Origin of the sequence: Agrobacterium tumefaciens (assembly GCA_025559845.1) — a bacterium.
Lineage (GTDB): Bacteria > Pseudomonadota > Alphaproteobacteria > Rhizobiales > Rhizobiaceae > Agrobacterium.
In genome coordinates, this window is the sequence record CP048469.1 from 1,071,577 (window position 1) to 1,098,080 (window position 26,504).

The following is a 26,504-nucleotide window of genomic DNA, read 5'->3' on the forward strand; positions in this document are numbered from 1 at the left end:
AGACCAGTGTTGTAGAATTCGCCCTTCGCAGAAAACTGCGGGGGGCTTTTTGTTTGGAGGAATGCGTGAGACAGGCTCTATACATCGTCGATGTTCAGCCAAGCTTCAATCCACCGGCCGCGCTGGTCACGGAGATTGCCCGACTGGCGAAGACCATGCCGAGTGCGGCGAGCGTCGAACGCCATGATGAGGCCATCACGCCCTTCGAACGGCAACTGGGCTGGAAACCGGGCAGGGATGATGAAAGCCTGGTGCCAGCAGACCGGGTGTTCATCAAATACGGCTATGCGCCGCCGAAAGAGGCGATCGATTATCTTCGCTCGCTGAACGTGGAGCGCGTGCTCGTGTGCGGTATTCAGGCCGATACCTGCGTGCTCGCCGCCGGTTTTGCACTGTTCGATGCCGGTCTCACCCCGACCCTGCTGCCGTGGCTGACGGTTGGTTCCAGCCTGGACCGGAGCGGTGGGCTCGGCGAAAAGCTCTGGAAACATCATTTCGGCGCGGTGTTGTCAGGACCGAACGAACTGGGCCTGTAGAGCGAAGCGGATTACATCCGGTCTTCCGGTCTCAGTTCGAGGCGCGCTCAATTTTCATTTCACCGAGTTCATCGATGAGGATCGTCCAGCTTTCCGATTCCTTGGCCATCGGATCGGTCTTGAGGTAGACCGTTACGAACAGTCCCGGCGCGGTGGGTGCACCGTTGGAACTTTCGGGTCGAATATCCGTCACGTAAGACTTCATCTGGTTGAATTCTTCCAGCTCGACCGTTTCGACGAGGTGCGGGCCATTGGCCGTGAAGGCAATGCGCTGCAGATAGATCTTGGCGGTTCCGTCGCCCTGTCGCAGCGCAATCACCTTATAGTAGCCGCGTGTCGGCGCGCTCGGCGGTGTTCTCTGGGCGTCAGCGCCGTTCTGCGCAGGGGCTGCAGGCGGGTTGGCGTCTTCCCAGAGACCGCTGCTCGTCACGAAGATCGTGGAAACCGGCAGCGCATCGATCTCCTGCGTCTGCGCAGGCGCGCAAAGCGTGCTGGCGGCCAGAAACAATGTGGCAAGGAGCGTCAATTTCGGGTGCATGCGGGTCTTCGTCAGTTGGTGAATTGCTCGGCAAGAATGCGGTCGGACCATGAACGATCCGGGTCGGATAAAATCCGTGCTGTCCTGTCCTGCGATTGGGCGATCCTGACATGGGTTACGGATTTGACTTCCGTATGGTCCGCAACGGCATTGACGGGGCGCTTGTCGCGTTCGAGAACATGAATGTCGACCGTCACCTTATTCGGTAAAAGCGCACCGCGCCAGCGGCGTGGGCGGAAAGCGCTGACAGGCGTGAGCGCCAGAAGCGGCGATTCCAGCGGCAGGATCGGTCCATGCGCGGAAAAATTATAGGCGGTGGAGCCGGCCGGTGTCGCCACCATCATGCCGTCGCAGATCAGCTCTTCCAGCCGCACCTTGCCATCCACCTCGACGCGCAGCTTGGCGGCCTGGTGGGACTGGCGAAAAAGGCTCACTTCGTTCATCGCAAGCGCGGTAAACTCGTCGCCGTCGGAATCCGTGGTGGTCATGCGCAGCGGATGAAAATCATTGCCGGTTGCCACGGCAATGCGTTCGCGCAATCCCTCGATCTTGTAGTCGTTCATCAGGAAGCCGACAGAACCACGGTTCATGCCATAGACACGTTTTCCCGAGTTCATGGTTTCGTTCAGCACCTGCAGCATGAAGCCGTCGCCGCCGAGAGCCACGACGACTTCGGCCTCTTCAAACGGCATATTGCCATAAAGTGCCGTCAGCTCCTCGAGCGCGGCCTCGGCGTCCTCGGTTTTCGCAGCGACAAAGGACAATGAAGAGCTAGGACGCGACATTCGCTTTCCTTGACAATGTCGCGGGACAGAGATGACACGCGAAAATGTGGGTAACTTGTTGAGGCAACTCGCAATCTTCCGGTCTGCAGGCGAATCGTCGACGAAAATCCGCCGATCCTTCGCAGGTATATTTTCCTTGGTACATGAAGAGCTTATGTCGCGACAAGCTATTTTGACCGAGATCGGTTCTGCGAGGGTCTCTGCACCAGATCCGGTCCACAGCTTGTTGTTTTTACCTGCGCGCCGAGGGTTGCGATGCGCTTTCGTCTGGGGCAGGTTGCTCGACACCAACATGCGCCGACATGAATTGACGTCTGGCAGGAGGCAAAGCGTGGTTCTGAACTACTCAATCTATGATGTCTTTACCGAAACAAAGATGGCCGGAAATCCTCTGGCTGTCATGTATGGCGGCGAAAGTCTCGACGATGCGACCATGCAGGCCATTGCCAGGGAAATGAACCTGTCCGAAACGGTATTCGTCAATCCGTCGTCCAATCCGGCCCATGCCGCATCGCTGCGCATCTTCACGCCGTTTGGCGAGTTGCCCTTTGCCGGGCATCCGACAGTCGGATCGGCGGTGGCAATTGCCGAGCGCCAGCATGCGGCCGGCGGTGATCTCGACATGGTCAGCGTGCTGGAGGAAAAGGTCGGACCGGTCCGCTGCGCGGTGAAAATCCGTGAGGGTGCGGCAAGTTTCGCCGAATTCGACCTGCCGCGCAAATCTTCGCGCGTCGACCTGCCGCTCGACAACACCAGGCTTGCCGACGCGCTCGGCGTCAGCGAAGGTCATATCGGCTTCGAAAACCACGTGCCCTCGGTCTGGACCGCTGGTGTGGCTTTCCTGCTGGTGCCGCTGCACAATCTGGCTGCCGTACAGGAAATGGAGTTCGACGCCAGCCTGTGGCTCAGAACAGCCCCGCTGGTCGAAGGACGCCTTGCTGCGGCGTTCATTTATTGTCGCGGTGGCATCAACCACGCCGCAAAGTTTCATGCCCGCATGTTCTCGCCGGAAATGGGCATTCCTGAAGACCCGGCAACGGGCTCTGCCGTGGCGGCAATGTCCGGCGCCATTCATTATTTCGATGGCCTGTCCGACGGCCAGTATCCGCTGCTGATAGAGCAGGGTGTGGAAATGGGCCGCCCGTCGCACATCCATCTGCGCATGGACATCAAGGACGGCGAAGTTGCCCGCGCCCGCATCGGCGGCAATGCTGTCCGCGTGGCATCGGGTGTGTTCGAACTCTGACGCAGAAGGGCCGGACAGCACACGCCGTCCTGCCAGATCCATTCCTAGCCCCAAAAGAAAACCCCGGTCTTTCGACCGGGGTTTTTATTTGTCCAGCGTAGCGTCGGATCAGTTGAACCGACCCGCCGCATGCGCAAGCATCGTATAGACCTTGCCGGTATCCGAGGTGAGGTAGGACTGCGTTACGGTGCGGTCGCGATCCGTGCGGGCCACGTCGGCCAGCAGCTTCTCGAAATCGGCGATGTAACGGTCAACCGCGGTGCGGAATTCCTGCTCGCGATCATACTTGCGCTTGATCTCGTCAAACGTCTGCTGGCCCTTCAGCGTGTAGAGACGACGCGTGAACACGTCGCGCTCACCGCGCTGGTAGCGGCGCCACAGTTCGACCGAGGCATCGTGATCGATGGCGCGGGCGATATCGACGGAAAGAGAGTTCAGCGATTCCACCATATGACGCGGGTTGCGGGTGTCAGCAGCGCGGGTCGGCTGTTCTGCAGCAGCGCGCGGTGCGGCTGCGGCAGGCGCTTCCTGACCGTCACGCGATGCGCCACGCAGCAGATCGCTGATCCAGCCACCACCTTCTTCACGACGTCCTGCCGGTGCAGGCGCAACGGGCTGGCGGTTTTCGATCGGCAGGTTGCCACGCAGGGCAGGCGCCGCTGCGGCTGGCTGCTGTGCGACACGCTGCTGAACCGGGGCAGGTGCCGGAGCGACCGGGGCCGGTGCTGGAGCGGGGGCCGCTGGCTGCTGACGCGCTTCAACGCGACGTTCGACAGGCTGCGTTGCTGCAATCGCACGGGCAACAGGTTCGGACACTTCCATCTGCTGCGTCGAGCGACCGACGAGCTGCGAAATGTCCTGCAGCGCCTTGATCTGTTCGGAGACGGCGCGACGCATGGCGGCTGCGCTTTCCTTGGCCTCTTCGGGCAGATCGAAGGCACCACGCTTCAGTTCGGCGCGGGTCGAGTCGAGTTCGCGGCGAATATCGTGGCTGGAGCGGCGGATTTCGTCCGTGGCACCGGCGAAGCGGGCAACGGCCTCTTCCACGGCCTGACGCAGCGTATCACGCATATTGGCGGCTGCGGCATTCGACTTTTCGGAGGCGCTGCCTAGCAGGGTGTCGACTTCCGAGAGCGACGATTCCACGCCACCGCGCAGGCGGTTGACCAGCTCGTCGGAGTATTTCTGCGCATCGGCCAGCGTGCTCTCGATCGAGCGGGTGGCATCCTGACCGGCGGAGAGCAGGGCGCCCCGCATGGTCTGTGCAGCCGAACGGGCCCGCTGTTCGGTTTCGTCCAGCGAGCGGCCGATATCGGAGAACGAGGACTGCAGATTGTCACGCAGGTTGCCTGCAACATTCTGCGAGCGTTCTTCGGCGGCGGTAAGTGTGTCTTCCACCACGCTGACAACACCGCGCATGGAGTTTTCGATTTCTTCCGAGCGCTTGAGCAGGCCGACCGAGAGGCTGCGCAGGGCATCCTGACGTTCTTCCAGCGTACCGACGAGGCTCGACTGTGCCGCGTTCAGCAGTTCGGATGCCTGGCTCAGAACCTTGGAGTGTTCTTCGAAACGTCCAACGATACCGGCGACCTGTGCCAGCGTCTGACCGGAAATGTTCGACAGACGGTCGATCTTTCCTTCCAGCAGACGGCTGGAGCTGGACACCATATCGGCGGCCTGGGAAGCAGCTTCCGAGAAATGCGTCGCGGTCGAATTCAGAGCCTGATCTGCGGCGCTGAATTCCTGAGCGGCGCGTTCGACGGCGGAGTTGAACTTCGCTGCCGACTGCTCGACGATTTCCGCCATGCCGTTGTGCGTCTGAGACAGCATGTCCGTGCTCTGGCGGGTGGCGGCAACCAGCTTGTTGGCGGCATCGCTGCCGACACGGCCATACTTGTCGATACCCTGTTCCACGGCGTCGGCCATGGCGGTGTGGGTTTCGGACAGCATGTCGGTGCTCTGACGCGTTGCTGCGACGAGCTTGCTGGCTGCTTCGTTACCGGCAGTGGCGTAGTCGCTGATGGCCTGTTCGACCATGCCGACCATGCCGCTGTTGCTCTGCGTCAGAAGATCGGCGCTCTGCTGTGCGGCGGAGACGATCTTTTCGGCGGCTTCGCGACCGATGGTGGCGTATTCGTCCACAACCGGCTTGGCCTTTTCTTCAATGAGGCGCGACAGTTCGGCAGACCGGCTGGCCAGCATCGAGTTGAGTTCGCGGGTGCGGTTGTCGAGTGCGGAGCGGATGGATTCGCCGCGTGCATCGAGAGCCGATTCCACATTGGTGAGCGTTTCGGAAATCACGCCAACCTGCGAGCGTACGACAGCTTCCGCCTCGGCCACCTTGTTGACAATGATGTTGCCGGCTTCCGAGAAGGTCTGGGCAACGGCGGCAGCCTGGCCCGAAAGGCGGGTCTGCGCATCCGAGATGCGGTTGACGATCTCGCCGGAGCGCTCTTCGATGGCCTTGGTGAAGGCCTCGTTCTGCGCCTGAACCTGCTCGACATAGTCGGAACCGGTCTTGGCCAGCAGTGCGGTGGAGCGTGTGGCTTCTTCGCCAATGCTTTCGGTGGCAGAGATAACAGCGCCGCGCAGGCTGAGCGCCAGATCGGTAGCCTTGCCTTCGATGGTACGGTTGACGTTTTCGAGACCGATCGTCAGCGCCCGGTCCATGGTACCAAGGCGTTCATCGATCTTGGCCGAACCGCTGTCGAAGGTTTCCGCCAGACGGCTGGTGCGGCTTTCGAAGGTATCGGCAACGCGTGCCGACTGCTCGTCGAGCAGGCCGGTGATGCGCTGTGCCGCGTCTTCGCTGCTGCGGGCAAAGGCTGCGGTCTTGTCATCAAGCGTTTCGGCGAAACGACGGCTCGCATCGTCGATGGCAGTGTTGACATTGCCGAGGTCGCCATGAACGCGCTCCTGCAGCGTGTCGAGGCTGACCTCGATGCGCGTGCCGGTCTCGTCCAGACGGTTGGTGATGTTGCCGAGCGAGGTTTCGATGCGGGTGGAAAGCTGGTCGGTCGCACCGCCGATTTCACGCGCGGCGTCGCTGATCTTGCCTGCAATGGCGCCAGCACCGTTGCGAAGGCGCTCTTCGAGGCTTGCAGCGCTTCCGTCGATGGCTTTCTGCAGATTGTCCTGCTGCGTTTCGAGCGAGAGTTCGAGCATGCTGGCGCTGGAAGCGACCGTCGTGCCGATCATCATGGCCTGTTCGGAGAGCAGGTCGCTCATCTGCGTCGACGCGGAATTCAGCGTCGCGGCAATATCGGCATGGCGCTGGTCGAGGGTGGTGGCGATATCGGCCTGCGACTGCGACAGGCTCGTCTCCAGGCGCGAAACGCCTTCTTCAACGGTCTGCGAGAAGCGGCTGCTGCCACCTTCAACGGCGGTTTCGATGCGGTGGGCTGCACCGGCAACGCTGTCTTCGATCAGGCCGCTGTTGCGTTCCAGCGTGCCGGCAATGCGCTCGGCCTGCGAACCCAGCATGGTTTCAAGACGTTCGTGACCGCCGGCGAGGGCGTTCTCAAGCGTGAAGGCGGTTGCCTCCAGACGCTGGCCTACACCGGAAGCCGCCAGCGAAAGCGAAGCGGACTTGGCATCGAGAGTTTCGGCGATGCGCTCTTCCGCACCCGAAATTGCCATGTCGAGCGCCATGGAGCGGCTGTCCAGCACGTCTGCGATGCGCTCTTCGGCATTCGAGACGATGCCGCTGAGTGCTGCGGTGCGGCTGTCGAGTGCCGAGGCAATACGGTCTTCGACACCGGAGACGACGTTGTTGAGGGCGGCGGTACGGCCTTCGATGACGTCGGCAATCTTTTCCTCGACGCCGGAGAATGTCATGTCGAGCGCCATGGAACGGCTGTCGAGCACATCGGCGATGCGCTCTTCGGCATTCGAAACGATACCGCTGAGTGCTGCGGTGCGGCTGTCGAGTGCCGATGCGATCCGATCTTCAACGCCGGAAACGACGTTGTTAAGGGCAGCGGTGCGACCTTCGATGACGTCGGCAATTTTTTCCTCGACGCCCGAGAAGGTCATGTCGAGGGCCATGGTGCGGCTGTCGAGAGTTCCGGCGATGCGCTCTTCGGCATTCGAGACGACGCCGCTGAGGGCTGCGGTGCGGCTGTCGAGTGCCGATGCGATACGGTCTTCGACACCGGAGACGACGTCGTTGAGAGCAGCGGTACGGCCTTCAATGACATTGGCGATCTTGTCTTCGACACCCGAGAAGGTCATGTCGAGCGCCATTGCGCGGCTGTCGAGCACATCGGTGATGCGCTCTTCCGCACCCGATACGATGTTCCGGAGCGATGCCGTGCGGCTGTCGAGTGCCTCGGTGATCTTTTCCTCAGCACCGGAGAAGGCCATGTCGAGGGCCATGGAACGGCTGTCGAGCACATCGGTGATACGCTCTTCCGCGCCCGAAACGATGGTCTGCAGCGATGCCGTGCGGCTGTCGAGTGCTTCGGTAATCTTCTCTTCGGCACCCGAGAAAGCCATGTCGATGGCCATGGAACGGCTGTCGAGCACATCGGCGATGCGTTCTTCAGCGCCCGAGACGACCGAGGTAAGGGCTGCCGTGCGGCTGTCGAGTGCTTCGGTAATCTTTTCTTCGGCGCCCGAGAAAGCCATGTCGATGGCCATGGTGCGGCTGTCGAGCACATCGGCGATGCGTTCTTCAGCGCCCGAGACAACCGAGGTGAGGGCTGCCGTGCGGCTATCGAGCGCGTCGGCAATCTTGCCTTCGGCGCCTTCAACGATACCCGCCAGCGCAGAGGTGCGGTTATCGAGGGTTTCCGACAGACGTTCTTCGACATTCGCAAAGGTCATGTCGAGCGACAGCGTACGGCTGTCCATCGTGTCTGCAATGCGCTCTTCGACGCCGGAGATCGCGCTGGAGAGTGCCGCGGTGCGGCCGTCGAGCGTATCGGCGATACGGTTTTCCGCACCCGAAACAACTTCGTTGAGGGCTGCCGTGCGGCTTTCCAGCGTGTCGGCGATGCGGTCTTCGATGCCGGTAACAGCGCCGGTGATGGCGGCTGCGCGGGTTTCGAGCGTTTCGGTTAGGCGACGTTCAACGTCGGCAACCACGTTGTTGATGGCTGCAGCTCTTTCGTCGAGCAGCGCGGCCAGATGTTCGGCCGTACCGGAAACGGAGCTGGTGATGGCCTGCGAACGGCTGGCAAGCGCCTCATCGAAACGGTTCTGGCTGGCAGAAAGCGCGCCAAACAGGGCATTGCTGCGCTCTGCAAGCACGCTGTCGATCTTTTCATGCGTATCGGCAAATGCGCCGGTGATTTCGGCGGTGCGACGGCCAAGAGCATCACTGAAGGCGCGGGTGCGATCGTCAAGCGCGCTTTCGAGCATTTCCTGGCCGGTTCCGAGTGCCGTCGCCAGTGCCAGCGACTGATCGGTCATTGTCGAGCCAAGGCGCTCGATGCTGCCGTTCAGCATGGTGTCGAAGGCTTCCGAGCCGCCTGCAACGGTTTCGTTGATGCGAGCCAGGCTCTCCATCAGCTTGCTGTCGAGGCTGCCGGCACGCTGGTCGAAGGCGCTTGCAAATTCGGCAACACGCTCGTCGAAGGCGGAGTTGACCAGGCCGACGGTCGCCTGCAGACGTTCTTCAAACAGACCCGAACGCAGATCGAGATCCATGATCGCGTCGTCGGCCGTGCTCTGCAGGTTCTGACGGAAGGACAGGCCCTTTTCTTCCAGCGTCGCGCTGAGCTTGTCGAGAACGGTGTCGAGCGAGCCGCCAATGATCTGTTGGCCGCGGTCGATATTGCGGTTCAGTTCCAGCGTGCGCGTTGACAGGGTGTCGTTGAGCTGACGGGTGCGCTCTTCAAGCGCGCTGTTCAGGCTTTCGGCACCGCTATCGAGGGTGGAAGCGTGGATTGCGAAGCGCTCCAGCAACATTTCACCGCGCTCGTCGAGCGTCGAGGAAAGATTGTGCAGGCGCATGTCGAATTCGTTGGAGAGCGCCGAGCCGGAGGTGTTCAGAGCCTGCAGCAGGTTTTCCGTCTTGGCGGCAATCAGGCTGCCCATGGCTTCGGTCGAAGCGCGCGATTTTTCGAGGAGTGCCGCCGAGCGCGTGTCGATCATCGAAGCGAAAGCCTCGCCGGTGGTGGCAAGGCGCATCGACAGCTCTTCGCCGACGATCGAAAGTTCTTCCTTGATCTGCTCCTGCGCGCCAACGATGGACGAGCGGATGCGTTCGGCGTGATTGACGATGGCGTCACGTTCCGCCGTCAGTTCCTGCACGAGGCTGCGAACGCGCAATTCGTTGTCGGCGTAGCTGCGCTCAAGTGCGTTGACTTCGGAGTGGACGAGGGTTTCGAGTTCGGTGGCACGGGCAATGGTGCGCTCGATGCCATCATTCATGGCCGAAACTTCGCGGCGAACCGCCTGACCGACCGACATGATGCGGTCGGAGGCAACGGTTTCTGGCTCTGCCAGACGCAGGGCGACTTCCGCCATGGAGCGTGCGGCATTGCGAAGGTCACGGGCGCGCGCCATCATGATGGCGAAGGCGAAGAACAGCATGACCGGAACGATGATGCCGACAATGATCGCCATCAGGCCGGGGATAGCAGCGAGATCGGCAATCGATGCGATGTTCCAAAGCGCGTTGCCGTAGAACAGATGCGCAATGCCGAGGCCGCCGATCGCCCAGATGATGGACATGATCGCCGCGTTGCGCAGCGCACCACCAATCGAGCCGCCTTCCAGCGATTTCAAAATCATCGCCGGGCTGCGTTTGGAGCCGTCATTGGCCGCTTCCAGATTGGGGGATTTTGGCGCCTGTTCGGCCGCAGCGCGCGCCGGTTCGGGTGCGGAACGCTGCTGTCTGCTGGCTTCCTTCAATCTGGCCTCCGGCTGCTTCGGCGTTGTAGATTTTCGCTGCTCCGGCGTGTCTTCAAAGGCGCCGAGTTGCAGGGCGTCTTCCAACGCCTGAAATGCAGTCTCGTCGACGGAGTCGCTAATCTTGTTGTTCGCCATGCGGTTACGCCTCGTTACACATACGCCCGGCTTCATGCCGTAGAACCCGTTTGCCGCCCGCAAACGAATTGCCGCCATCTGCCAACGGAAAAGCCCTTGAGAAAGGGAATCGATTCCGCTCATTACACATTTCCGGATGCTGGTGACCCAGCTTTCGGGCGAAATTACATCACTGTGCCGTAATAACAAAGCTTGAGCGAAAGCCTGGTCGGAACGGCAGTACCGTAGTGACACATTTGCGTCTTCGAAACAATTAATGCGGATTTGCAGAGAGGGCGAAGTGTCGGCTTTTTAACAGTATTTAAACCTCGGTCCCGCGCCGAATGCCTTGTTTCATATAAGTTTAGCATAAATTAACCATAGCGAAAGATTTTCACCAATGCCGCGCCGTAATTTAAGCCGATAGCACCGCCATACATGCGTAAATCCGGCACAGATGTGACGCAAAACAAGAAACGGCGAGACAGAAACAAGGAATTGAGACATGGCAGCGGTCAGTATTGCTTTCGAAGCTCCGGATAATTCCGGTGGCGCGGCTTCCGCCAGCACAAAGCCGATCGATTTTGTTCATCTTGCCCGTCAGACGATGGGTGACAAGGAACTGGAAATTGAAGTCCTGCAGCTTTTCAGCCGCAGCGCCCGCTCGGCATTGCACGAGCTGAATGGCGCTGATGCGACCGCCGTCAAGGCCATCGCACACCGGTTGAAGGGTGCCGCCGATGCGGTTGGCGCATTCGCCGTTTCCGCCGCCGCTGCCAAGCTCGAAGACAATGCAGGTGATGGCGCCGCCATGGCAAAGCTCGTGGCAGCCATCGTCGAAGCAGAGAATTTCGTTCTCAAGCTCTGCCGCTAAGCCGGGATTGGTCGATTTTGTCAGGCCGGCCGGGCTTGGTGCCGCTTCTGCGGGTTGCCAAGCGGAGCCGGCCTTTCTATGTGTTTAGAACAATTCTTAGAACACACCTCAGTCACAGAACACGACCTGGATCTCCGACATGACCAAACTGACCATCGTCGCCTTCGACGGCACGTCCCATGAACTTGATGTAAGCAACGGTTCCACCGTCATGGAGAATGCCGTGCGCAACTCCATTCCCGGTATCGATGCCGAATGTGGCGGTGCCTGTGCCTGTGCGACCTGTCATGTCTATGTCGATGATGCGTGGACCGAACGCGTCGGCGGCCCGGAGCCGATGGAAGAGGACATGCTCGACTTCGCGTTCGATGTGCGTCCGACGTCGCGCCTTTCCTGTCAGATCAAGATGAACGACGAGCTCGATGGTCTCGTCGTTCATGTGCCTGAGCGCCAGGGCTGATATCTGATTATTCCGCTTTGCGCACAAAGAACCCCGCTCGCCTGATTTGGGAGGAGAGCGGGGCAAGGTGGGTACGCAGCATGCAGGCGAGGGAGGAAACACCTGCGAGCCCTCAAGCGCGCACCGGGAGAACTGCTGTCGGATGTCTTATGCCGATGGTTTTACTCGGCTTCTTCCTGAATTTCGTATTCCGGAAGCAGGCTACAATGAGTCTATTTGCGCGCGCCACGGTGAGAAGTTACCGGTAAAATCGGGCATGACGTAACGTAACGCCGCCTATGGCGCAGGCGCCAGAATGCGATGTTAAGTCTCTGATTTTTATGAGTTGATGGCGTGTTGTTCGCCGGCTTCCGTTACCGGCGGTTCTGGCCTTGCTCCAGGCGATGCTTCAATAGCCGCGTCATGCGCGCATCGAAGTTCTTCGATTCCACCACATCGAACCGGTACTGGTCCTTGTCATGCTCTTCCATGACGGTCTGGGTGATCTTTCCGGCCATTTCCTGCAGCTTGTCGCAGGATGACTGCGGCCGCATCGCCTTCAACTGGCGTTCGAGCGAACGGGCATAGGTTCGAGCGATTTCCGCGTGCCGTTCCTCGTGCCGTTTGATGTCGGCAAGCAGCGTATCCCAGATGAAGGCAAGCTCTGCCGTTGTACGGCGGCGGTTCTTCCATTGCGGCAGCAGGATGCGCGTGTTCAGCAACACCTTGGCCGTACCGACGCTGCAAAGTCCGTTTCGTTCGACATAGGTCACGTCGCCGCCGAACTTGATCTCCGTCGCACCCGGATGACGCGCGCCTGTCGCTTTCGTCAGTGGGCCACGCGCTGAAAGCTCCTTGTCCAGATCACCAGCCGTTTTGCCGCCAATCGAGAAATAGGAATAGCTTTTGCGCAGAACCGTTTCCGGAAATGCCGCTGTCGGCAAAGAAACGGCCAATGCGCCGGCAAGAATGGCGCAAAGGGCGCGTGTTGGTCTGGTCATTACCCGGCCTTCCGGTTGAATTCGAAAATCGTTTGCTGCATAGGCGGAGCGGAACTTATAAGACTTTGCATAACACTCCGTTATTCCTGAAAGGCTCGTGTTACGTGATAACAGCCAGCAGCAATGTGTGGCAAGCGGCCCATGGCCGCTCCCTGAAACTTGATGGACGTGGCCGTATTATGGCCATCGTCAACGCCACACCCGACTCGTTTTCCGATGGCGGCCGCTATCTTGCCGCCGATCAGGCGTTTTCTCACGCCATCAAATGTGTGGAAGAAGGCGCTGATATCATCGATATCGGCGGAGAATCGACACGTCCCGGTGCAGCTGATGTCACGGAAAGCGAAGAGCAGGACCGGATATTGCCGGTGATCGAAAAACTGGCGCGCGAAAGCGACGTTCTGATCTCGGTCGATACATACCGCGCCTCAACGGCAAAACGGGCCATCGAGGCAGGCGCCCACATCGTCAACGATGTTTTCGGTCTGCAGAAGGACGCTGACATGGCCGCTGTTGTGGCCGCGACTGGCGCAGGTGTTTGCATCATGCACACCGGTCGCGAACGGCAAAAGCTCGATGACGTCATCGAGGATCAGTTTGCGTTTCTCGGTACTTCGCTTGAGATCGCCTCAAAGGCGGGTGTCGCTCGCGGCGCCATCGTTCTCGATCCCGGTTTCGGCTTTGCCAAGGACACGGATGAAAACGTGGAACTGATGGCGCGGTTTGGTGAACTCGATCCTTTCGGCCTGCCGATCCTGGCCGGAACGTCGCGCAAGCGTTTCGTCGGGTCGTTGACGGGCAGGGATGTTGCCACCGATCGCGATATTGGTACGGCGGCGACAACGGCGATCCTCAGAATGGCGGGAGCTTCTGTCTTCCGCGTCCACAATGTTGCCATGACACGCGACACGCTGGCGATTGCCGATGCGGTGTTCGCCCGCGTATCGAAGGCTTGAAGGGAAGGCTGACACATGAGCCGCTACACCATCGTACTGAAAAACTGTTCGTTCTTTGCCCGTCATGGTCTGCTGGAGCAGGAGGAGGTGCTGGGTCAGCGCTTCTTCGTCGATGCCGAGATGGAGGTCGAGGCCGGTGACGCACTGGAAACCGACTCGATTGAAAACACTGTCGATTACGGCGTTGCTTTCTCGGTCATCGAAAAAAGCGTCGTCGGACAGCGCCGTTATCTGATCGAGGCACTAGCAAACGATATCGCCAAGGCGCTGCGCGAACGTTATCCGCAGATCGTCTGGGTACGCATCACGGTGCGCAAGCCGTCGGCGCCGGTTCCGGGAATTCTCGACTACGCGCAAGTGAGTGTCGAGCATCATGCCTGAGGCAAGGCAGATGACAGTCGCCACGCTTGGGCTTGGCGGCAATATCGGTGATCCCAAGGCTGCAATGGCGCAGGCGCTGCACGATCTCGATGCGCGCGGCGATTGCCGGTTGCTGGCGGTTTCTGCGCTCTATCGCACGCCACCATGGGGCAAGACCGATCAGGCTGATTTTTTCAATTGCTGCGCCAGGATCGAGACGTCCTTGTCGCCGGAGGCGCTGCTGCAGACCTGCCTCGACATCGAAAAAAGCATGAAGCGGGTCAGGATCGAACGCTGGGGTCCGCGCACCATCGATATCGACGTGCTGACCTATGGTAACGCACCTTACGTTGCGGAAACCATCGAGGTGCCGCATCCGCGCATGACCGAGCGCGCCTTCGTTCTGATGCCGCTTACCGATATCGCCCCCGACCTGCTGGTCAAGGGCCGCACGGTCAGCGACTGGCTGGAGGCTGTCGATACGGCCGGTATCGTCAAGGCAAACGAAAAGCGGGAGTGGTGGACACTCCCGCTTTGAAAATCGGATAAAGCCTGGTTTTCGCTTACGGCTTGATCGAGCCGACAGCCATCTGATCGACATCGCGTGCCAGCGTCAGGCCGATAACCGGAACCATCTGGTCGGCGACCTTGACCGAAATCGTGATGTTCATGGAGTTATCGCTGGAAACGCGGGCAACCATGGCGCCATTGAGCTTTGCGCGGTTGATGCCGACAACCACCTTGTCGCCGCTGACCTGTCCCGAAATGATGTCCAGGCCTTTGCCTTCGGCGCCATCAAGGAACTTGCCCTCGTAGCTGCCACCCTTCTGGGCGATAACGGCGGACATCGGCTGGCTGAACACGCCCACGCGGCAGGTGCCGCCAAGCTTGATGCCGGTCTGCTTGTCTTCCAGCGGTTCGCCGGTCAGATCGCAGGTGAATTTCGTGCCCTTGTACTTGCCGGCGACGATTTCGCCCGGTCCCTTCCAGCTTCCGGCAACGGAACGGAAGAACACGTCGTCACGGTCGCGCGAGGCAGCCTGAACGTCGGAAATTCCCAGGCCACCGCTGAAGGACATAGCGGCGGCAAGTCCGCCCAAAAGCGAAAAGAAGCGCGAATACATGATACTTTCCCCGGCGAAGAAGCCTTGTTCGATAAGGGGCAATCTACTGGCGGAATGGTTAATGAACGGTTTATTTGGCCTCGAAACAGCGCAAACTCCGTAACCTTTTGAACCGGTGGATGCCCCTGAAATCAGGCGTTTTCGCGGGTTTTTCCGCCAGTTAGGTCAGGGGTCAGATCGGACACGAAATCACCGATGCCAGGACGTTTGACGGCCCTGAACGGCAGGGGGCGGCAAAGATCCATCGCGGCAATGCCGATTCGTGCCGTCATCAGGCCGTTGATCACACCTTCGCCAAGACGGGCCGAAAGCTTGGAGGCAAGCCCGTGGCCCAGCACCTGCTGGGCAAGCCCGTCACCAACGGCAATCGAGCCCGTTACGGCAAGATGGGCGACAACGTCGCGCAACAGCCGCAACATGCCAAGCGTGCCGGGACGGCCGCCGTAAAGTTCGGCCATGGCGCGCACCAGACGCGTCACCTCGAACAGCACATAGGACAGGTCGACGATGGCGCGCGGGCTGACGGCCGTTACCACCGAGACACGTTTCGATGCATTGAGGATCAACGCACGCGCCTGCCGGTCGAGCGGAATGAGCAGCTCGCGCTCGGCAAGATCGATCAGATGCGGGCCGTCGATCACGTCATTGTCGGTTTCCTTCAGCGCTGCACGTCCCTTGGCCGTTTCGGCGCGATGCGACAGCACGGCATTGAGCCGCGCGACAATGGCACGGGCCGCAGTTGGGCTGCGCTCCAGGCTCGCCGCTTCGGCATCGGCCTTCAGCGCCTGCACGGCATTCAGCCGCATGATGCCGAAGACCTCCCTCCCGACGAGAACCAGAACGGCAAAAACGGCTAGGATCAGCGCGGCGCTTGCCGTGTAACCCAGCCAGTCGGAGCGGGTGAAGAGGTCGCGGACAAGCTGGTCCGCCCAAAGACCGAAGGCGAGCGAGAACAGCACGCCGAGCGCGCCGAGCGCGAGTTTTCCGAAGGAAAAGCGCGTCTTTTTCGGTGTGGCGACGGGCAAGACGGTGGCATCGACGTCATCCGGGATCACGAACGGGTCGTCTTCGTCCGGCGTCATCGTCACTTCGCTGGCAAAGCTCTGCGGTGCGCGCTTCTGCGTGGCGGTTGGCTTTTCCGTGCTTTCAGGTTCAAGCGTGAAGGCCGCGGGGCGACGTGTCTTTTGATCGCTGGGGGTAGGAAGCTTCATGCGAGCTTGTCTCCGAAAAGGAACTGCATGGCGCGGTCGAGCCGGATATGCGGTACGGAAAGCCGGATGCCGCCGCTACCGGGTTCGTCGACTGCGGGTGGGCGAAACCGCACCACGTTGACATCCGGCAGCGTTGCCTTGTCACCGTCCACATCGATGCTGCGAAACAGCGGTTCGGGATCATCGGGCAGGTCGCCGGGGAAAATAGCCGTCTTGCGATTGCCGTCGAAGGTTTCGCCGTTGATCGTTTCTCCGGCAATTGGCGTGCCGACGATCACGGGCAGATTATGGCCATCCTGGCGAATACTCGCTTCCTTGGTGGCGCGCACCGAGGCAAGCGCCATCACCTCGATGCCGGCGCCGCTCATGCCGATGGTGGTGATCGCACGGTCGACAAGGCGGCGCGTCAGTCGCTCCAGCCGGTCGTGGCTTTCGTGGTGCAGATGGTCGGCCTTGGTGGCGGCAATCAGCACCTTGTCGATGCGTCGGCCCAGCAGGGACGACAACAGGCTGTTGGTGCCCGGCCGGAAGCAGGCCAGCACGTCGCCGAGCGCCCGTTCCAGATCCTGCACCGCCTCGGGACCGCGATTGACGGCCTGCAGCGTGTCGATCAGCACGATCTGCCGGTCGAGGCGGGCAAAGTGCTCGCGGAAGAATGGTTTGACGACAATCGATTTATAGGCGTCGTAACGCCGTTCCATCATGGCGCGCAGCGAACCCTTCGCAGCCTTTTCATCTGTCAGGCCCGGCAGCGGCGCAAAGGTCAGCGCCGGTGATCCCTCCAGATCGCCGGGCATCAGGAAGCGGCCGGGTGGCAGGGTGGAAAGCGAGCGTTCGTCGGATTTGCAGGCCTTGAGATAGGCGGAAAAGCTTTCGGCAAGTCGCCGCGCCGTCATTTCGTCTGCCGGTGCGTTGAGATCGAGCGAAGAGGCGATCGCCAGCCATTCACGCGCCAGTTCGGCACGCACCCCCGTCTTGGCCAGCGCCACTGTGCTGTCGCTGAAACTCTTGTAGTCCTGCGAAAGCAACGGCAGGTCCAGCAGCCATTCACCGGGATAATCGACGATGTCGATGGAAAGTTTGCCCGGAGAAAACCAGCGGCCCCAGCCGCTTGCGCTCTGGTAATCGAGCGTAATGCGCAGTTCGGAGATCGCGCGGGTCGAGTCGGGCCACAACCGGTCGCGCACCAGCGCCTGAATGTGATCTTCATACTGAAAGCGCGGAATGGCGTCGTCGGGCTGCGGCTCCAGCCGCGCATTGGAAACACGGCCGGACCGCATCGCTTCGAACAGCGGCAGGCGGCCGCCATTCAGCAGGTTATGGACCAGCGAAGAGATGAACACCGTCTTGCCGGCTCTTGAAAGACCGGTCACGCCAAGCCTCAGGGTCGGGTGGGTGAGGGTGCTTGCACGGTCGGCCAGATTGTCCAAAGCGACGAGCGCGCTGTCAGTCAGGGACGTAAATGAAGGCGGCAATGGCGGTTTCCCGTCTGGTTTCGATAGTTACGCCAACAATATAGGAAATTTTCGTGCCCAAAAAAGAAGCGGAATAACGGATTTTCACGTCATTTCCATGCCCCGGCCGCTTGGCTCGCCGTAAAGGTGCCGCCATTATTTTCCTGGCGAAACGAAGTCGACAAGCCGCCAGCGGCCTTTTCCGTTATAGGCGTCCTCAATGAAATCCAGGACCGCAAGACCGGCTGTCGGAAAGCCGGAAGGCAGCGCGGCATGCAGAAGATCCTCGCCGATCAGCGCTTCAAGCGTGGCTTCCATCGTTGGATTATGGCCGACCAGCATCACCGATTTCGCCTCTTTCTGCGCGGCGATCAGAGCGAGGTAGTATCGACCTGCGCCTCATACATCTCGTCGACAAAAGAGATGCTGATCTCTTCGTTGAAAGCTCTTTGCCAGGCCTCTGTCGTCTGCCGGCAACGCTCTGCCGTGGAAGACAGCAGGATGTCCGGATCATAGCCCTTGTCGGCGGCAATATCGGCGACGATTTCCGCTTCGGCAAAACCGGATTCATTCAATCTGCGGTCGAAGTCGCGTTCGCCCGGAGCCGCCCAGGCGGCCTTTGCGTGGCGCAGAAGATAGATGCGGTACGGCGGAGAATCGATCTGAAGCATGGACCAGCATTCGAAACCAGAAAGGAGCAACTGCCATGCTACAAGATAGAGTTGTCAGCCCGCAAGTCCCTTCACCTTTCAGCAAGTCGCGTAAATGTGCGTGAAGAAGAGATCTGGGCGAAACGCAATAAAGGATAAAAATTAGTCATTTAGATGATTTTTGTGTCAGTTTTAAAAATGCCTGAAAACTGATCTGTAGACTTGAATCGATCTATATCATTGGAGTATACACCGCCACATTGAGATGTTCTTCGAGGAGAATCGCGTTGAGTGAGAAGATCGATCTTAGCAGCTATGTACTCTCGGAATCCGATGAGTTCATGAACGTCAATCAGCGGGCGTACTTTCGAGCGAAGCTGATTGCATGGAAGAACGACATCCTGAGAGAAGCGCGCGAGACGCTAGGCCATCTCGCGGAGGAAAGCGCCAATCATCCGGATCTTGCGGACAGGGCGTCTTCCGAAACAGACCGGGCAATCGAACTTCGTGCCCGTGACCGTCAGCGCAAGCTGATTTCCAAGATCGATGCCGCGCTCCAGCGCATTGACGACGGCACTTACGGATATTGCGAAGAAACCGGCGAGCCTATCGGACTGAAACGTCTGGATGCGCGACCGATCGCAACTCTGTCGATCGAGGCGCAGGAGCGTCACGAGCGTCGTGAGAAGGTCTACCGCGACGAGTAAGTCGCGGGCCTCCGGCTAAGGCAAACCAGACATCACAGAAAAGAAGGGCGCGGATTTCTGTCCGCGCCCTTTTTGTTTCCTTCATGCTGCAGGCAGCAATGCGTTTCGGCATGCCTCAGCGATCACGGGTGACGGAAAGCTCACCGAAGATACGCGCCATTTCCTTCTGCATGTCCTTGTCAGGCGTGGCACCCGTCATCGGCGGTTCGACGATCTCGGCTTTTACAGGTGCTTTCGGTGCTGGGGTGGCGTCATTGGACGCGGTTGCTGCCGCATCCTGGCCCTTGGCAATTTCCGCCTCGAGAAAGCTCTCGAAGTCGCTGGCCAGATCGTCGGAAAACTTCGGCTCGGCGTCGGAGGCAACGACGACGGCGTCCTGCCTGTCCATCGAGGGGGCCGGCTGCGTCAGTGTCGGAAGCACGCGCTCGCGCGCCGCATCGAGAAAATCGGCGGCGCTGGACTGGTCGATAACCGCTTCACGCGCTGTAAACAGTGCGGCTGGGTGTGGCGCTTCCGTCTCGACCGTGACCACTGGCTGCGGCGCGATCGAAACGACAGGTGCATCCACCTGCTTCGGCTCCGCGCTCTGCGCAGGCGTATCGATCACTGCGGCTGCGAGCGGCAGGGCGGCGGCGGCCTGAACGGCGACGGGCGGGCGAACAGGTGTCGCCACGTCCGGTGCAGGCCGGGCAGCGGCCGTTACCGGTGCCGATGCGACCGGAGACGAAACGGGTGCTGGCGCAGCCGCGGGGGGTGCGGCAGGAGCCGGTTGCGGGGTTTGCTGCGGAGCAGGGCGCGGAATGTCGCGCGCGACAACCGGTGGCGCGGGACGCGGAGCAGGCGGTACATCGCGCGGAACAGGCGCCGGGCGTGGCGGCTGCGGCGTTGCCGCTGCGGGCGCGCGGGCCACGGGTGCTGCAGGCTCTGCCCTCAATGGGCGTTTGGCCGGTTCTTCGGTCTGGAGAATCGGTGCAGCAGCAATGGAGGGTGCCGGAGACTGCTGCGGCAGGGCTTCGCGGCGTTCCTGCTGGATCGCATTCTCCTGCGCTTTCGTCTCGTTTTCCTGGCGAGGCAGCGACTTCAGCGGCAGTTCTTCGGGCTCGCTCACTTCCTTGACGATCGGGATCGCTCCGATACCGCTTTCGATGACGATGTCCGTCGGTCCACCAATCATGACCAGATGCTCGACATTGTCACGGCGCACCAGCACCAGCCTGCGACGCGCATCGACCGCCGTCGCATCAAGCACCTGCAGGCGCGGCTGGCGGTTTCGACCGCCGCGAATGAACGGCGCCGAACCGCTGCGTCTACGAATGATCCACAGCGCGATTGCCAGAAGAAGCAATGCAACACCGACGCCGACGACGGCGACGATCAGATTGTTTCCATAGGTGCCGATAAAATCGTCCATCATGGAGATCTTCCCTTTAGATTTTCTCGGGCAAAAAATGCCGTGTTTCTTTGTTTTACCGTGCGTTAGCAGGAAAAGACGATTTTTTTGGGTTCGTTACAAGTTTTATCCGCCCATGTCCCCACATTTGCAAAAAGCCTTGAAGCTTTATCCGGTTCCATCCGGTAAAAATCGCGAAATTCTTTGCTCCGAGGCGTTTTGGCTGTGCGTTTTTAAGTCTTTGTGTCGCGGCAGAGCTTTTTGATGTTTGAGCGAGTTGCTACAAGACAGTCTTTCTGCCCGATTCCGTAAAGGAACCGGGCCTTTCTGATGACGACGACCTGCACGATTGCGAGGCCAAAAATGACACGGGTGCGCCAGCCAAGCGACAACGACCTTCCTTTGGTGGACAGGCGTGCCCGGTCCGGCACGGTTCTGCGAATCCTGTTGCTGGCGCTTGTGCTGGTCGCCGCTGCCGCAGCCTTCGTCTATTTCAAGGATTCGCTGGAAAACGAGATCGTGCTCGGCATTCTCGGCGTGCTGGCCATGATGGGGATATTCTTCCTCGTCTCGTCGATCATCGGCTTTATCGAGGTCATGCCGCAGTCGCGCTCCGATGGTCTGGCCCGCCGTTTCCTCTCCGCTCATCCGGATGGAACGCTGATTACTGATGCCAAGGGCCGGATGGTCTATGCCAACGCCACCTATTGCCGCATGACCGGCACGACCAAGGCGAGCGACATTCAGAGCCTGGAAACCCTGCTGTCGCGCAGCCGGGAATCGACCGAGGCGCTTTATCGCCTGATCAATCTTCTGCGGGAAGGCCGCGACGGTTACGAGGAGTTCCGGCTTCTGAAGCCGTTGAGCGAAAACGCCACCAATGGCGGACCGCACTGGTATCGCCTGAAGGGCCGCGTGCTCAAGGATGCCGGTGACGAAGACCTGCATGTCTTCCAGATCGCCGATATCACCCCCGAGCGCGAAGACCAGGAACGGTTCTTCCGTGAACTGCAGAACGCCATCGATTATCTCGACCATGCGCCGGCCGGTTTCTTCTCTGCCGGCCGCAAGGGCGAAATCGTCTATCTGAATGCCACGCTGTCGGAATGGCTGGGCATCGATCTTGCGCAGTTCTCACCGGGGTCCATGACCGTTTCGGATATCGTCGCGGGCGAAGGCATGGCTTTGATCGAATCGGTCCAGCCACAGAACAACGCCAAGCGCACTGAAATCCTCGATCTCGACATGCGCCGCGTCAACGGCCAGAGCATGCCCGCCCGTCTCGTGCATCAGGTGACAGCTCAGGATGGTGCGCCGGGTGAAAGCCGAACCATCGTTCTGATGCGTCCGAAGGGGCATGAAGACGCCGAATCGTCTTCGGCGATGCGCTTCACGCGTTTCTTCAACAACACGCCGATGGCGATTGCCTCGCTGGACGGTGAAGGCCGCATTCTTCGGATCAATGCGCCGTTCCTCAAGATGTTCTCGGGCGTTGTCGGCCGTGACGACATCGATCGCGGCATCGCGTTCGAAACGGTCATCAATGATACCGAGAAGACACGCCTCAAGGATGCGCTGGCCGAGGCGAGGGATCGCCAGGGCGATATCGCGCCGTTCGATTCCCGCCATCCGACTGACGAGGGCCGCCATTTCCGTTTCTACGTCAATGCGGTGATCGACCAGGACGATGAAGCGCCGGAAGAAATCGCTATCGTCTACGCCATCGAAGTGACCGAGCAGAAGGCGCTTGAGACACAGATGGCACAGACGCAGAAAATGAATGCGGTCGGTACGCTGGCGGGCGGTATTGCGCACGACTTCAACAACGTTCTGACGGCGATCCTGCTGTCGTCAGACCACCTGCTGCTGCAGGCGCGTCCGGCCGATCCGAGCTTTGCCGACCTGATGGAAATCAAGCGCAACGCCAACCGCGCCGCGGTTCTGGTGCGCCAGCTCCTGGCCTTCTCGCGCAAGCAGACCATGCGTCCGGCGGTTCTCAATCTGACCGATGTGATCGGCGATCTGCGCATGCTGGTCGATCGATTGATCTCGGGTACCAATGTCAAGCTGGAAGTCGATTACGGCCGCGATCTCTGGCCGGTGAAGACCGACCTGTCGCAGTTCGAGCAGGTGCTTATCAACCTCTGCGTCAACGCGCGTGACGCGATGCCGAATGGCGGCAAGATCACCATTCGAACCCGCAACGTCGAGGCGCAGGAAGCGGCCGCACTCGCGCGTCCGGATATTCCGGCAGAAGACATGGTCATGGTTGAAGTTGCCGATAATGGTACCGGCATTCCGCCCGAAATCATGGACAAGATTTTCGAGCCGTTCTTCACGACCAAGGAAGTGGGCAAGGGCACCGGCCTCGGCCTTTCGATGGTCTACGGCATCGTCAAGCAGTCCGGCGGTTACATCTATCCGGAATCGGAAGTGGGCAAGGGAACTGCGTTCCGCATCCTGCTGCCGCGCCATGTGGTCGAAGCGGTTCAGCCGGGCGCACTGGCATCCGAAGCCGTGGCCGCACCTGTTGCAGCGGTGGAAGCGGCCAAGGAAGAGCCTCTTGATCTGACTGGCAAGTCTGCCGTCGTTCTTCTCGTTGAAGACGAGGAAGCGGTGCGGCGCGGCGGAAAGCGCATGCTGGAAACGCGTGGTTATACTGTCCATGAGGCCGGTTCGGGCACCGAAGCGCTTGATGTGATGGAGGAGCTGGGCGGCAAGGTGGACATCGTCGTCTCCGACGTGGTGATGCCGGAAATGGATGGCCCGTCGCTGCTGCGTGAGCTGCGCAAGTCTCACCCAGATCTGAAATTCATCTTCGTTTCGGGTTACGCGGAAGATGCCTTTGCCAAGAACCTGCCGGCCGACGCCAAGTTCGGCTTCCTGCCAAAGCCCTTCTCGTTGAAGCAACTCGCCGTTGCTGTGCGGGAAATGCTCGACAACAAGGACTGATGCGAATCTCCTGGTGGCAATGCATGACGATGGGGCCGCTCAGTCGGCCCCTTTTTCGTTTTCGCGTGTATTTTTCAGGTGTGCCGGAGGGGCGGGCCGGTGCGACGGCGCACGAATGCGGCAGCCCTTCGCTGTCATCTGCAAATTTCCTGAAGTTTGCCTCTTCGCAAACGCAATAGTGATTGCAGTGTTTCGCAAGGGGCTTAAAATCACCGATGAACGACCTAGATATGGAGAGGCGAAGTTCTCCCTCCTGGCATGAGCCGACGGTTTGAGAACAGTTTGGAGAATGATGAAAGATGATCGCTAAGCCGATCTATATGCAGGGCGAAGGCGAAGGGGAGGGCGACGGTTCCAACCGTGGAACGTCCGTTATCACCCGCGTTAAACCTAAGACGAAAAGACCAAATCTGTACCGTGTTCTTTTGCTGAATGACGACTATACTCCAATGGAATTCGTCATTCACATTCTGGAGCGTTTTTTCCAGAAGGATCGCGAAGCAGCAACCCGCATCATGCTGCATGTCCATCAGCATGGGGTGGGGGAATGCGGAGTGTTTACATATGAGGTCGCAGAGACGAAAGTAAGCCAGGTCATGGATTTCGCCCGACAGCACCAGCATCCGCTGCAGTGCGTCATGGAAAAGAAATGAGGATCGCAACGTGCCAACTTTTTCCCCAAGTCTCGAGAAGGCGCTGCACCAGGCACTGACCTTTGCAAATGAGCGTCACCACGAATATGCGACGCTTGAACATCTTCTTCTGGCGCTGATCGATGATGCGGACGCAGCCGCCGTTATGGCCGCTTGCAATGTAAATCTCGATGCGCTGCGCAAGACCGTCAGCGACTACGTCGATAATGAGCTTGCCAATCTGGTGACCGGTTACGATGAAGACTCCAAGCCGACTTCCGGCTTCCAGCGGGTCATTCAGCGGGCGGTCATTCATGTCCAGTCTTCCGGTCGCGAGGAAGTGACCGGCGCCAACGTGCTCGTCGCCATTTTCGCCGAGCGCGAAAGCCACGCTGCCTACTTCCTGCAGGAGCAGGAAATGACCCGTTACGACGCGGTCAACTACATTTCGCACGGTATCGGCAAACGCCCGGGCACGTCGCAGACGCGCACCCCGCGTGGCACCGAGGAAACCGAAGGCGAAAACAAGGCCACCCGCAACAACAATCAGGAAGAAGAAGGTCCTTCTTCCAAGAAGCAGCAGGATGCTCTCAAGGCTTACTGCGTCAACCTCAATGAAAAGGCCCGCAACGGCAAGATCGATCCGCTGATCGGTCGCCATGAAGAGGTCAACCGCACGATCCAGATCCTGTGCCGCCGTTCCAAGAACAACCCGCTTTACGTGGGTGATCCAGGCGTCGGTAAAACGGCAATTGCCGAAGGTCTGGCAAAGCGTATCGTTGAAGGCAAGGTTCCCGAAGCGCTGAAGAACGACACGATCTTCTCGCTCGACATGGGCACGCTTCTGGCTGGCACCCGCTATCGCGGTGATTTCGAAGAACGTCTGAAGCAGGTCGTCAAGGAACTCGAAGAGTTTCCGGGTGCGGTTCTGTTCATCGACGAAATTCACACCGTTATCGGTGCAGGCGCCACGTCCGGTGGGGCCATGGATGCTTCGAACCTGCTGAAGCCGGCGCTGTCGTCGGGTGCGATCCGTTGCATCGGTTCGACCACCTACAAGGAATATCGCCAGTTCTTCGAAAAGGACCGCGCGCTGGTGCGTCGTTTCCAGAAGATCGACGTCAACGAGCCTTCCATCGATGATGCCATCGAGATCATGAAGGGCCTTAAGCCCTATTTCGAGGACTACCATCACCTCAGATATTCCAATGAGGCGATCAAGGCGGCAGTCGAGCTTTCGGCACGGTATATCTCCGACCGCAAGCTGCCGGACAAGGCCATCGACGTGATCGATGAAACCGGTGCCGCACAGATGCTGCTGCCGGCTTCCAAGCGTCGCAAGCTGATTACCGAACGGGAAATCGAAGCCACGATCGCCACCATGGCCCGCATCCCGCCGAAAACGGTGTCCAAGGACGACGAGATGGTGCTTGCCAATCTCGAGCAGGAACTGCGTTCGGTCGTTTATGGTCAGGACACCGCCATCGAGGCGCTGTCGACGGCCATCAAGCTGGCGCGCGCCGGTCTTCGCGAACCAAACAAGCCGATTGGCTCCTATGTCTTCTCCGGCCCTACCGGCGTCGGCAAGACGGAAGTCGCCAAGCAGCTTGCCTCGTCGCTTGGCGTGGAAATGCTGCGCTTCGACATGTCGGAATACATGGAGCGGCACACGGTTTCGCGCCTGCTCGGTGCACCTCCCGGTTACGTCGGCTTCGACCAGGGCGGTCTGTTGACCGATGGCGTCGATCAGCATCCGCACTCCGTTGTTCTGCTCGACGAAATCGAGAAGGCGCATCCGGATATCTACAACATTCTGTTGCAGGTCATGGATCACGGCTCGCTGACCGACCATAACGGCAAGAAGATCGACTTCCGCAACGTCATCCTGATCATGACGACCAATGCGGGCGCGTCCGAAATGCAGAAGTCGGCCATCGGCTTCGGTTCGTCTCGCCGCACGGGTGAGGATGAAGAGGCGATCAACCGCCTGTTCACGCCGGAATTCCGCAACCGTCTGGATGCGATCATTCCGTTCTCGCCGCTGCCGACCGCTGTCATCCACAAGGTCGTGCAGAAGTTCGTCATGCAGCTCGAAACGCAGCTTTCCGAACGGAACGTTACGTTCGACCTGCACGAAGATGCCGTGTCCTGGCTGGCGGAAAAGGGTTACGACGAGAAGATGGGCGCCCGTCCATTGTCCCGCGTGATCCAGGAAAACATCAAGAAGCCGCTCGCCAACGAAATCCTCTTCGGCAAGCTGAAGAAGGGCGGTGTCGTCAGCGTCACCGTTGGCAAGAAGGAAGACGGAACCGATGGCTTGATCCTCGAGGTGTTGCCGGAAACGGCACCCGTCAAGCCAAAGCCGGAAGCGGAACTGAAGGCTGCCAAGTCGCCGGCCAAAACGGCGAAGGGCAAGTCAAAGTCTGCCTCCAAGGCGGCCAAGGCCGAACAGGCCGATGTGCTGACGCTCGACGCGGACAAGTCGGAAGACACTCAAAGTCCGCGCCGCAAGGCGAACGCGGTTCCGAAGGTTCCGAAAAAGAAGTGATATCGATCGCTTGATCGACAAGACGATGCCGGGCTCAATGCCCGGCATTTTCGTTTCTGCGAAGCTGCTGCCGTTCACACGGCTCCGTCCGTGCCCCTTGGCCAAAGACGATTGTTTCCGGCCGTC

Annotated in this window: 19 protein-coding genes and 1 pseudogene; 11 read left to right on the forward strand and 9 right to left on the reverse strand. The window is 59.8% G+C overall.

Annotated features, from left to right (window positions below):
• The first annotated feature begins 65 nt into the window (after window positions 1-65).
• On the forward strand, window positions 66-536 hold the full coding sequence (locus FY156_05320) for a cysteine hydrolase family protein (GenBank protein UXS00954.1): 471 nt from the start codon (window positions 66-68) through the stop codon (window positions 534-536).
• A 31-nt stretch (window positions 537-567) separates the two neighbouring features.
• On the opposite strand, the gene FY156_05325 is transcribed toward FY156_05320, so the two are convergent.
• Window positions 568-1,074, reverse strand: coding sequence for a hypothetical protein (locus FY156_05325; protein UXS00955.1), 507 nt, complete (start codon window positions 1,072-1,074; stop codon window positions 568-570).
• A gap of 11 nt (window positions 1,075-1,085) precedes the next feature.
• The gene (locus tag FY156_05330; GenBank protein UXS00956.1) at window positions 1,086-1,859 is read right to left on the reverse strand and encodes an NAD kinase; all 774 of its coding nucleotides are present in this window, start codon (window positions 1,857-1,859) and stop codon (window positions 1,086-1,088) included.
• A gap of 331 nt (window positions 1,860-2,190) precedes the next feature.
• Here FY156_05330 and FY156_05335 point away from each other — a divergent pair, with 331 nt between their 5' ends.
• Window positions 2,191-3,105, forward strand: a complete 915-nt coding sequence (locus FY156_05335) for a PhzF family phenazine biosynthesis protein (GenBank protein ID UXS00957.1) — start codon at window positions 2,191-2,193, stop codon at window positions 3,103-3,105.
• A 108-nt stretch (window positions 3,106-3,213) separates the two neighbouring features.
• Here FY156_05335 and FY156_05340 read toward each other — a convergent pair whose 3' ends face one another.
• On the reverse strand, window positions 3,214-10,101 hold the full coding sequence (locus tag FY156_05340; protein UXS03027.1) for a hypothetical protein: 6,888 nt from the start codon (window positions 10,099-10,101) through the stop codon (window positions 3,214-3,216).
• Window positions 10,102-10,585: 484 nt separating this feature from the next.
• Here FY156_05340 and FY156_05345 point away from each other — a divergent pair, with 484 nt between their 5' ends.
• Window positions 10,586-10,954: an Hpt domain-containing protein gene (locus tag FY156_05345; GenBank protein ID UXS00958.1), complete on the forward strand. Its 369-nt coding sequence runs from the start codon at window positions 10,586-10,588 to the stop codon at window positions 10,952-10,954.
• A 139-nt stretch (window positions 10,955-11,093) separates the two neighbouring features.
• Entirely contained in the window at window positions 11,094-11,414 is a 321-nt protein-coding gene (locus FY156_05350; protein ID UXS00959.1) for a (2Fe-2S)-binding protein, read from the forward strand.
• 353 nt (window positions 11,415-11,767) lie between these two features.
• On the opposite strand, the gene FY156_05355 is transcribed toward FY156_05350, so the two are convergent.
• Window positions 11,768-12,394: a DUF922 domain-containing Zn-dependent protease gene (locus FY156_05355; protein UXS00960.1), complete on the reverse strand. Its 627-nt coding sequence runs from the start codon at window positions 12,392-12,394 to the stop codon at window positions 11,768-11,770.
• A gap of 179 nt (window positions 12,395-12,573) precedes the next feature.
• Here FY156_05355 and folP point away from each other — a divergent pair, with 179 nt between their 5' ends.
• From folP to folK, 3 genes are read left to right on the forward strand one after another with little or no spacing between them, the layout of a single operon-like run.
• A complete protein-coding gene (folP, locus tag FY156_05360) occupies window positions 12,574-13,350 on the forward strand; it encodes a dihydropteroate synthase (protein ID UXS03028.1) in 777 nt (258 codons plus the stop codon).
• Between the two features lie 15 nt (window positions 13,351-13,365).
• Window positions 13,366-13,731 (forward strand): dihydroneopterin aldolase, encoded by a 366-nt coding sequence (gene folB, locus FY156_05365; GenBank protein ID UXS00961.1) that lies wholly within the window; start codon window positions 13,366-13,368, stop codon window positions 13,729-13,731.
• 10 nt (window positions 13,732-13,741) lie between these two features.
• Entirely contained in the window at window positions 13,742-14,248 is a 507-nt protein-coding gene (gene folK, locus FY156_05370) for a 2-amino-4-hydroxy-6-hydroxymethyldihydropteridine diphosphokinase (GenBank protein UXS00962.1), read from the forward strand.
• Between the two features lie 25 nt (window positions 14,249-14,273).
• Here folK and FY156_05375 read toward each other — a convergent pair whose 3' ends face one another.
• The 4 genes and pseudogenes from FY156_05375 to FY156_05390 all read right to left on the reverse strand — a co-directional run bounded on the left by FY156_05375 (window position 14,274) and on the right by FY156_05390 (window position 18,170).
• A complete protein-coding gene (locus tag FY156_05375) occupies window positions 14,274-14,834 on the reverse strand; it encodes a hypothetical protein (protein ID UXS00963.1) in 561 nt (186 codons plus the stop codon).
• A gap of 131 nt (window positions 14,835-14,965) precedes the next feature.
• On the reverse strand, window positions 14,966-16,045 hold the full coding sequence (locus tag FY156_05380) for a TIGR01620 family protein (GenBank protein ID UXS00964.1): 1,080 nt from the start codon (window positions 16,043-16,045) through the stop codon (window positions 14,966-14,968).
• Window positions 16,042-17,520: a YcjX family protein gene (locus FY156_05385; GenBank protein ID UXS00965.1), complete on the reverse strand. Its 1,479-nt coding sequence runs from the start codon at window positions 17,518-17,520 to the stop codon at window positions 16,042-16,044. The genes FY156_05380 and FY156_05385 overlap by 4 nt, the downstream gene beginning before the upstream one ends.
• A 135-nt stretch (window positions 17,521-17,655) precedes the next feature.
• Window positions 17,656-18,170: pseudogene (locus FY156_05390) on the reverse strand (histidine phosphatase family protein).
• A 266-nt stretch (window positions 18,171-18,436) separates the two neighbouring features.
• Between FY156_05390 and dksA the strand changes: the two are divergent.
• On the forward strand, window positions 18,437-18,856 hold the full coding sequence (gene dksA / locus FY156_05395; protein UXS00966.1) for an RNA polymerase-binding protein DksA: 420 nt from the start codon (window positions 18,437-18,439) through the stop codon (window positions 18,854-18,856).
• Between the two features lie 115 nt (window positions 18,857-18,971).
• Here dksA and FY156_05400 read toward each other — a convergent pair whose 3' ends face one another.
• Complete coding sequence (locus FY156_05400) at window positions 18,972-20,270, reverse strand: flagellar biosynthesis protein FliO (protein ID UXS00967.1); 1,299 nt, start codon at window positions 20,268-20,270, stop codon at window positions 18,972-18,974.
• 339 nt (window positions 20,271-20,609) lie between these two features.
• Between FY156_05400 and FY156_05405 the strand changes: the two genes are divergently transcribed.
• The 3 genes from FY156_05405 to clpA all read left to right on the forward strand — a co-directional run bounded on the left by FY156_05405 (window position 20,610) and on the right by clpA (window position 26,378).
• Window positions 20,610-23,198 carry a response regulator gene (locus FY156_05405; GenBank protein UXS03029.1) on the forward strand — a complete coding sequence of 863 codons (2,589 nt, stop codon included), beginning with the start codon at window positions 20,610-20,612 and terminating at the stop codon, window positions 23,196-23,198.
• Between the two features lie 299 nt (window positions 23,199-23,497).
• Entirely contained in the window at window positions 23,498-23,851 is a 354-nt protein-coding gene (gene clpS / locus FY156_05410; GenBank protein ID UXS00968.1) for an ATP-dependent Clp protease adapter ClpS, read from the forward strand.
• A gap of 10 nt (window positions 23,852-23,861) precedes the next feature.
• The gene (gene clpA, locus FY156_05415; GenBank protein ID UXS00969.1) at window positions 23,862-26,378 is read left to right on the forward strand and encodes an ATP-dependent Clp protease ATP-binding subunit ClpA; all 2,517 of its coding nucleotides are present in this window, start codon (window positions 23,862-23,864) and stop codon (window positions 26,376-26,378) included.
• Window positions 26,379-26,504: the final 126 nt, after the last annotated feature.